General features: G+C 54.5%; 5 protein-coding genes. 3 read left to right on the top strand and 2 right to left on the bottom strand.

Going from position 1 to position 5,710, the window contains the following annotated elements; translation table 11 throughout:
• The first annotated feature begins 511 nt into the window (after positions 1-511).
• Both NB063_RS02960 and NB063_RS02955 read left to right on the top strand, forming a co-directional pair.
• Complete coding sequence (locus NB063_RS02960) at positions 512-2,257, top strand: type II secretion system protein GspD (RefSeq protein WP_250927253.1); 1,746 nt, start codon at positions 512-514, stop codon at positions 2,255-2,257.
• Between the two features lie 27 nt (positions 2,258-2,284).
• Positions 2,285-2,485, top strand: coding sequence for a hypothetical protein (locus NB063_RS02955; RefSeq protein ID WP_250927252.1), 201 nt, complete (start codon positions 2,285-2,287; stop codon positions 2,483-2,485).
• Between the two features lie 478 nt (positions 2,486-2,963).
• Here the strand turns inward: NB063_RS02955 and NB063_RS02950 are convergent, their stop codons facing one another.
• Together NB063_RS02950 and NB063_RS02945 are read right to left on the bottom strand one after the other, a co-directional pair.
• Positions 2,964-4,730, bottom strand: a complete 1,767-nt coding sequence (locus tag NB063_RS02950) for a COG1361 family protein (RefSeq protein WP_250927251.1) — start codon at positions 4,728-4,730, stop codon at positions 2,964-2,966.
• Between the two features lie 267 nt (positions 4,731-4,997).
• The gene (locus NB063_RS02945) at positions 4,998-5,324 is read right to left on the bottom strand and encodes a hypothetical protein (protein ID WP_250927250.1); all 327 of its coding nucleotides are present in this window, start codon (positions 5,322-5,324) and stop codon (positions 4,998-5,000) included.
• 93 nt (positions 5,325-5,417) lie between these two features.
• Between NB063_RS02945 and NB063_RS02940 the strand changes: the two genes are divergently transcribed.
• On the top strand, positions 5,418-5,710 hold a 293-nt coding region (locus NB063_RS02940), incomplete at its 3' end, for a hypothetical protein (RefSeq protein WP_250927249.1).

Raw genomic sequence — 5,710 nt, 5'->3', positions numbered from 1 at the left:
GCTCGCGCCGTTCCGCTAAACACGTTGCTAAAACAATCGATGTTCCGTGGGAACCTCCGTCCTCGTCGAAAACCGTTGTTTCGATCACTTCCCCGATCCGATCGACAACGCTTACTCAGATCATCGTCGTAGCCGCCGTTGCCAGACGGTGGGCCGCGTTCTAGCCAACGCAGCTACCGATTCGAATTCCAGGTCGTCATCCCCAGCTGGATTCTCCGGTCGCTGCCATTTCGGGCAAAGAGCTACATCAATCTGATGACAACCGACTCGAGAATTACGTTTGCTAGCATTCCGCGCAGCGTATTTCGCATGGGTTTGATCCAAGAAAACCTCGAAAATGGACGATGAAAAGCGGGGGCTGTCACGGATTGACCGCTCCAATCGACAAAGTAGCTAAACCGAGCTAAGTCGAATCAACAAGAAAAAACGAGCCAAAATGCGTTTGAACGCTGGCATAACGACGTCGAGCTATCGATCAGGTCCAGCAATTTTGCTGGTACCGGGGTTGCTGATGTCATGTCTGATCGCGTTCGAATTTGACGCAGTCGGCACCGTCCGTGCCGACGGTCTCCTTCCCGGAGCCATCACCCGCGAGGTGACCGGGCAGAACGCTTTGGTGATGCAAGAAGAATCTTACGAGCTGAACCTGCAACCGGAAGACGCCGCCGCACGTTCCGAATTACCGATCGGCGATTTGATTTTTCCTCAGATCCACACAGCCCCGGCGAGTCATCGCGCGGCACCGTTTCGTCTCGCTACGGCGAAACGTTCTTCGTCAGCCTCGGATCGACTCAATGCGACCCCCGTCGTCTTCCAAAACTCGGAACCGACGCTCAATGCCCCCAACGAACTACTCATGCTACCGCTTCCTGATGCGATCAGCGAGCCGATCGATCTGCACGCCGAAGACGGGTTGATCACCCTTTCGGTTCGCAAAGCCCCACTCGCCGACGTGCTTTCGGCGATTGCGAAGTCCCAAGGGCTCAGCATATTAACAACCGACGACATTGACACGACAATCAGCGGCAATTTCACTCGAGCTCACTTTGAAGACGTGATGTCCGCGATCTTTGCGATCTCGCCTTACACCTGGACGCGGAGTTCCAATGTCATTCTGGTGACGCGGCTTGACGGAGGAAGTTCGCTTCCACCGCATGCTCAGGGCCGCGAGATCAGAGTCTTCGAGCTCAATTATGTCTCCGCCGACGACGTGCAGAATGTCATCAAGCCGCTTCTGTCCGGTGTCGGAAACATCTCCATCACGCAGACAAATTCACGGGATCAAAACAAGACACGAGAGCGAGTCATCGTTGAAGAGATCCCGCAGTACATGGAACGCATCGAGCGGTACGTCGCACAAGTTGACCGACCGCCTCGCCAAGTCTTGATTGAAGCGCATATTCTCGAGGTGGATCTGAAGGACGACACCGCATGCGGCGTCGATTTATCGAAACTTTCAAACACCTCGGGAACCGGCATTCTTTTGAGCACCCCGGATTTCAACAATACGATCTCTTCGCTTTCAACATTGTCTTCGAGTGCCTACAACATCGGAATTTTCAAAGCGGGTGACTTGTCGGGGTTGGTTGAGGCGATCACCCGGACCGAGGATGCCAAGGCATTGGCATCTCCGCGAGTACTCGCTTTGAATGGCCAAGAAGCATATGTGCAAATCGGCGAAAAACTGGGTTACTTCGTCACCACGACGACGCAAACCAGTTCTCTGCAAAGTGTCGAGTTTCTCGATACGGGCGTGGTATTGAGAGTGACTCCACAAATCATGGATGATGACTCGGTAGTCATGTCGGTCAAACCGGAAGTTTCCGACGGGTCTGTGGACGAACGCGGCCTCCCGTCGGAGCGTACGACCGAGGTGGACACGACCATCATGCTGGCGAATGGAACCGGCATGGTGATCGGAGGATTGATCAAGGAAACCGACAGCGAGCGCATTCAGAAGATCCCTTTGCTGGGATCGATTCCGTATGTTGGCCGCTTGTTCCGACGAATCAATCTCGTCAGCGAACGAAGTGAAATCATCATCGCCCTCGTGCCCCACGTATTGCCTTGTCCGCATCCGCAGCTTCCCAGCGAGATCGAGGCGTTCGATCGTGCAACAACACCACTCTTTTATGGTCCTCTGAAGGAATTCCCTCGACCCTGGGAACCCAAATTAACGACCGATAATGGATTTGGAAAATCGCAAAACAAGTCTTCGAGCGTCGAAGGCATGTCCTATTTTCCAACTGACGACTGAGTAGCTCATCGAAATCGGACCTTTATCATGCCAAACGAACTTCCACTTCCCGCGGAATTGATGCACCTGATCGAAAAACGATCCGGAACCGACCGACGAAAAACGCCGGCCGACGCGCCCGGCCAAGCCGAAGATCTCGCCGATCTCTCGACAACTGCTAGCGAAACCGATCAAGCCGCATCTGCTGCAAAGGAACGACGGTCCAAAAAGAATCGCCGCTCGAAGTAATACTTCGTCGAAGCATCGCTGTTCGGCTAGCGGAAGCGGTCAATGATCGCTGCGGATGAATCTCCACGGAGGCAGGCGTTTGGAAACGAGCGTCTGGTTTTTCTAGCGGAGCGGCGCGAGCCGCCCAGTAACGCGGGACCGGACGGCTCGCGCCGTTCCGCTAAGAAGAGCACGTGTATCTGTTTGCAGTTGCTACCGTCGCCAGAAGGTGGGCCACATTTTAAGCACGAAGCTAAGTGGCGTTCAGTAACGTGGGACCGGACGGCTCGCGCCGTTCCGCTAGGAAGAGCACGTGTATCTGTTTGCAGTAGCTACCGTCGCCAGACGGTGGGCCAGGTTTTAAGCACGTAGCTAAGTGGCGCTTGGTAACGCGGGACCGGACGGCTTGCGCCGTTCCGCTAAGAGAAGAACCTCGCCGGATGACCGACGAGGTTCTTGAAACTCGCACTCCCGCATGGGGGGTATCGACAAGAAAGGTCTAGTTGCTCGATGCGGCGAACAATCGCGTCGGCTCTTCGCTGGTCACTTCTTGCTTGAGCGTCTTGCTCGTTAGTGTGGCCTCAAAGCGAACGGTACCTTTCCCGGTCGGCTTGCAGGTCACCGTGTATTCGACGCGGTCACCGGGTGCCATCTTCTTAATGGGATCGAATGTGACCGTTCCCTTCTTGTGGCTGGCATTGGTAGGTCCGTCCGCCGCATCAAACTTGAGCTTGTCGGGAAGAGTCGCCACAACCTGCACGTCCTGGTCTTCCGCGTCGCCCTCGTTCCATACGGTAATGGTGTAGTTTACCTTCGACCCATCGTTGACAGGATCCTCGTCATCGATCACAGCCACTTGCAGGGCTGGCAAACGAACAACCTTCACGCGTGCCATCGTCATCGCACTTGTTTCGGCGGTCGATTTCGCTTGATCTTCCGCTCCATCCACCGTGCATACGTAGCGAGCTTCGACTCGTGTCGGCAATTCTTGCAACTTGTCAGCGCGAACGGCATACGTAAATTCGGCCGTTTCACCTGCGTCGAGACGATCGATCACAAACGACTCACTCCGCATTTCCAACCGACTGTCATCTTTGGACTGCTGATCGTTTCCGTTGCCGCCCTTCTTCGACGAATCGTTGTCGCTGGCAACAGTCGGTTGACTACCATCACCCTTGTTTTGCTTCGACTGATCGGAGGATTCCGCATCGCGGATTTCGTAATCACCCATGTCGGCAAGGGTCGCTTCCGCCGGCCAGTTCACTGTCACGTTCACCGACTCCGCAGCAGCATTACCGGTGTTGGTAATTTTGGCGGTGAAGGTCGCCAAGTCATCGCCATAGATTCGCGATGGGCCATCGATCTGGGCGGTTAAATCCGCAGCAATCACGCGGGTTGACGTTTCTTCACTACGACTCTTCAAGTCACCATTCTTCGCCTTAGCTACTGCGCGGCTACTGAATTCGCCCGCCTTTTGAGCGTAAACACGAGCGACGAACTTGCGTGAATCGCCGGCAGCCAATCCATCGACATCGAACGACAATTCATTGCTACCATCGATCGTAGCCAAACCGCTACCGAGTGAGTCAGTGATGACGATCGGCCCAACATCACCACTACCGTCGTTGCTGATAGCGTAAGTGATCTCGATCACACCACAACGATCCGCCTTCTTAGGTGCGGTCTTGGTCAGCTGGAGTTCTGGCTTGACGATCCGGCTGCTCAGACACAAGGCCGGCGTGTAGTTCGAAATTTCCAAACAGCTACGCAGTTCGCCCTCTTGATCGGCCGTGGCTTTGACGACAAAAGTTCGACTGTCGCCTGGCTCCAAGGTCGCAATCGTCATCTGATCGGTTGAACCACCCTTCTCGCGATTGGACTGTTTTCCGTCCTGGGGCTGTTCCTGCTTGGCAGCGTTTTGCTTGGGGGATTGTTTGTCTTTATTGCCAGATTCCTTCTTTTGATCTTGGTTGCTGCTCTGACCTTGGATCGACACGGACTCGATCTTGAATCCCTTCGCTTTACGCTGTTTGAGCTTAATATCGTGCAGAACAATATTGTCTGACGTGTTCGAGACTTCAACTTCATAGGTGAAGGACTCGCCAACGCGAGCTGAATCCGGCATCGCTGCTTGAAGCCTTAACAATCCGTCGCCTGTCTGCATCGAGTCCTGTGCGCTCGCGATATCCGGTGTAATGACTTGCGCAAACGAAAATGCTGCGAAGCATGCGATTGCTGATAAGGAACGGTGGAATGGTATCGACATGTGGAGATCCTCTACGAAACGTGAATCGGGAAAATAAGGGACAATGACTTGCCCCAACCGTCATTTGTGGTCCTGCAAAACCGATGCCAACCTGTACATCGAACGGCTTCGCCAATAGCGTGTCTACGTTGTCCGGTTCACAAATTGGTTCAGCTCGACAAGGATCCCCGCATAACACAATTGCAAGAGGATACGTTGACTCGACACCGACGAAGAGCTCGCGTTGCATGGTCAATCAATGCACGGCGAAGAACATCTTTGCGGATCTCACAAAAATTTGAATGAAAACGCAATCAGCACGATTGACGCGATTGCCAGCAACTTCTCGTCAATGACGGGGGTCAGAAACTGACCGTCGAGTGCGGTGACCAACCAGAAGGTCGCGCCGTCGCGATTGCTCTTGGAAATGTTTCGAACACGCTGCCCGCCAAACCACTGTCCGCCAAACCACTGTCCGCCAAACCACTGTCCGCCGCGGGCGAAGAGTGGAACGGCGAACATCGACAGGGAAACGCCAACGCAGCACACCGTTGTGAAGATCAGGGCAATCCAGCGACACTGCAAAATGGCGATCGTCGCGTTCTGCGCGAGCAACTTGGCCGCTAAGCAAGTATGCAGGAATAATTGGGCAAAATCCTATGGGCCATTTGGGCACCAGCCTGGAGTGCTAAATCTCTGGACTGCTAAATGTTTGCGAAGACGCGGAGATATAACGCCGCGGAAGTATTGCTTCCATTCCTAGTCGCGATAGCGACGGCAGGTACAAGCCCCGGACGTGAGTCCGGGGTCGACGTCGCCCCCCCGCATACACCAAGTCGCGAAGCGATGACAGATGCCGCTCCCGAGGGTTCATTCGTGCGTCCACCCGTGTTTTGTGTCGTCGCGTTGCGACTTGCTTTGGTTTGTTTTCCCAGACCACGGACTCACGTCCGTGACTATCACATGTCGTCGCTATCGCGACTAACAGGACAGCGCCACTT

This window comes from Aporhodopirellula aestuarii, from assembly GCF_023701485.1.
GTDB lineage: Bacteria > Planctomycetota > Planctomycetia > Pirellulales > Pirellulaceae > Rhodopirellula > Rhodopirellula aestuarii.
This window is presented reverse-complemented; position numbering and strand designations above follow the sequence as displayed.

Excerpts from the sequence above, each read along its gene's own strand:
- NB063_RS02950 (WP_250927251.1), bottom strand. The coding sequence starts at position 4,730 with ATGTCGATACCATTCCACCGTTCCTTATCAGCAATCGCATGCTTCGCA.
- NB063_RS02955 (WP_250927252.1), top strand. The coding sequence starts at position 2,285 with ATGCCAAACGAACTTCCACTTCCCGCGGAATTGATGCACCTGATCGAA.
- NB063_RS02960 (WP_250927253.1), top strand. The coding sequence starts at position 512 with ATGTCATGTCTGATCGCGTTCGAATTTGACGCAGTCGGCACCGTCCGT.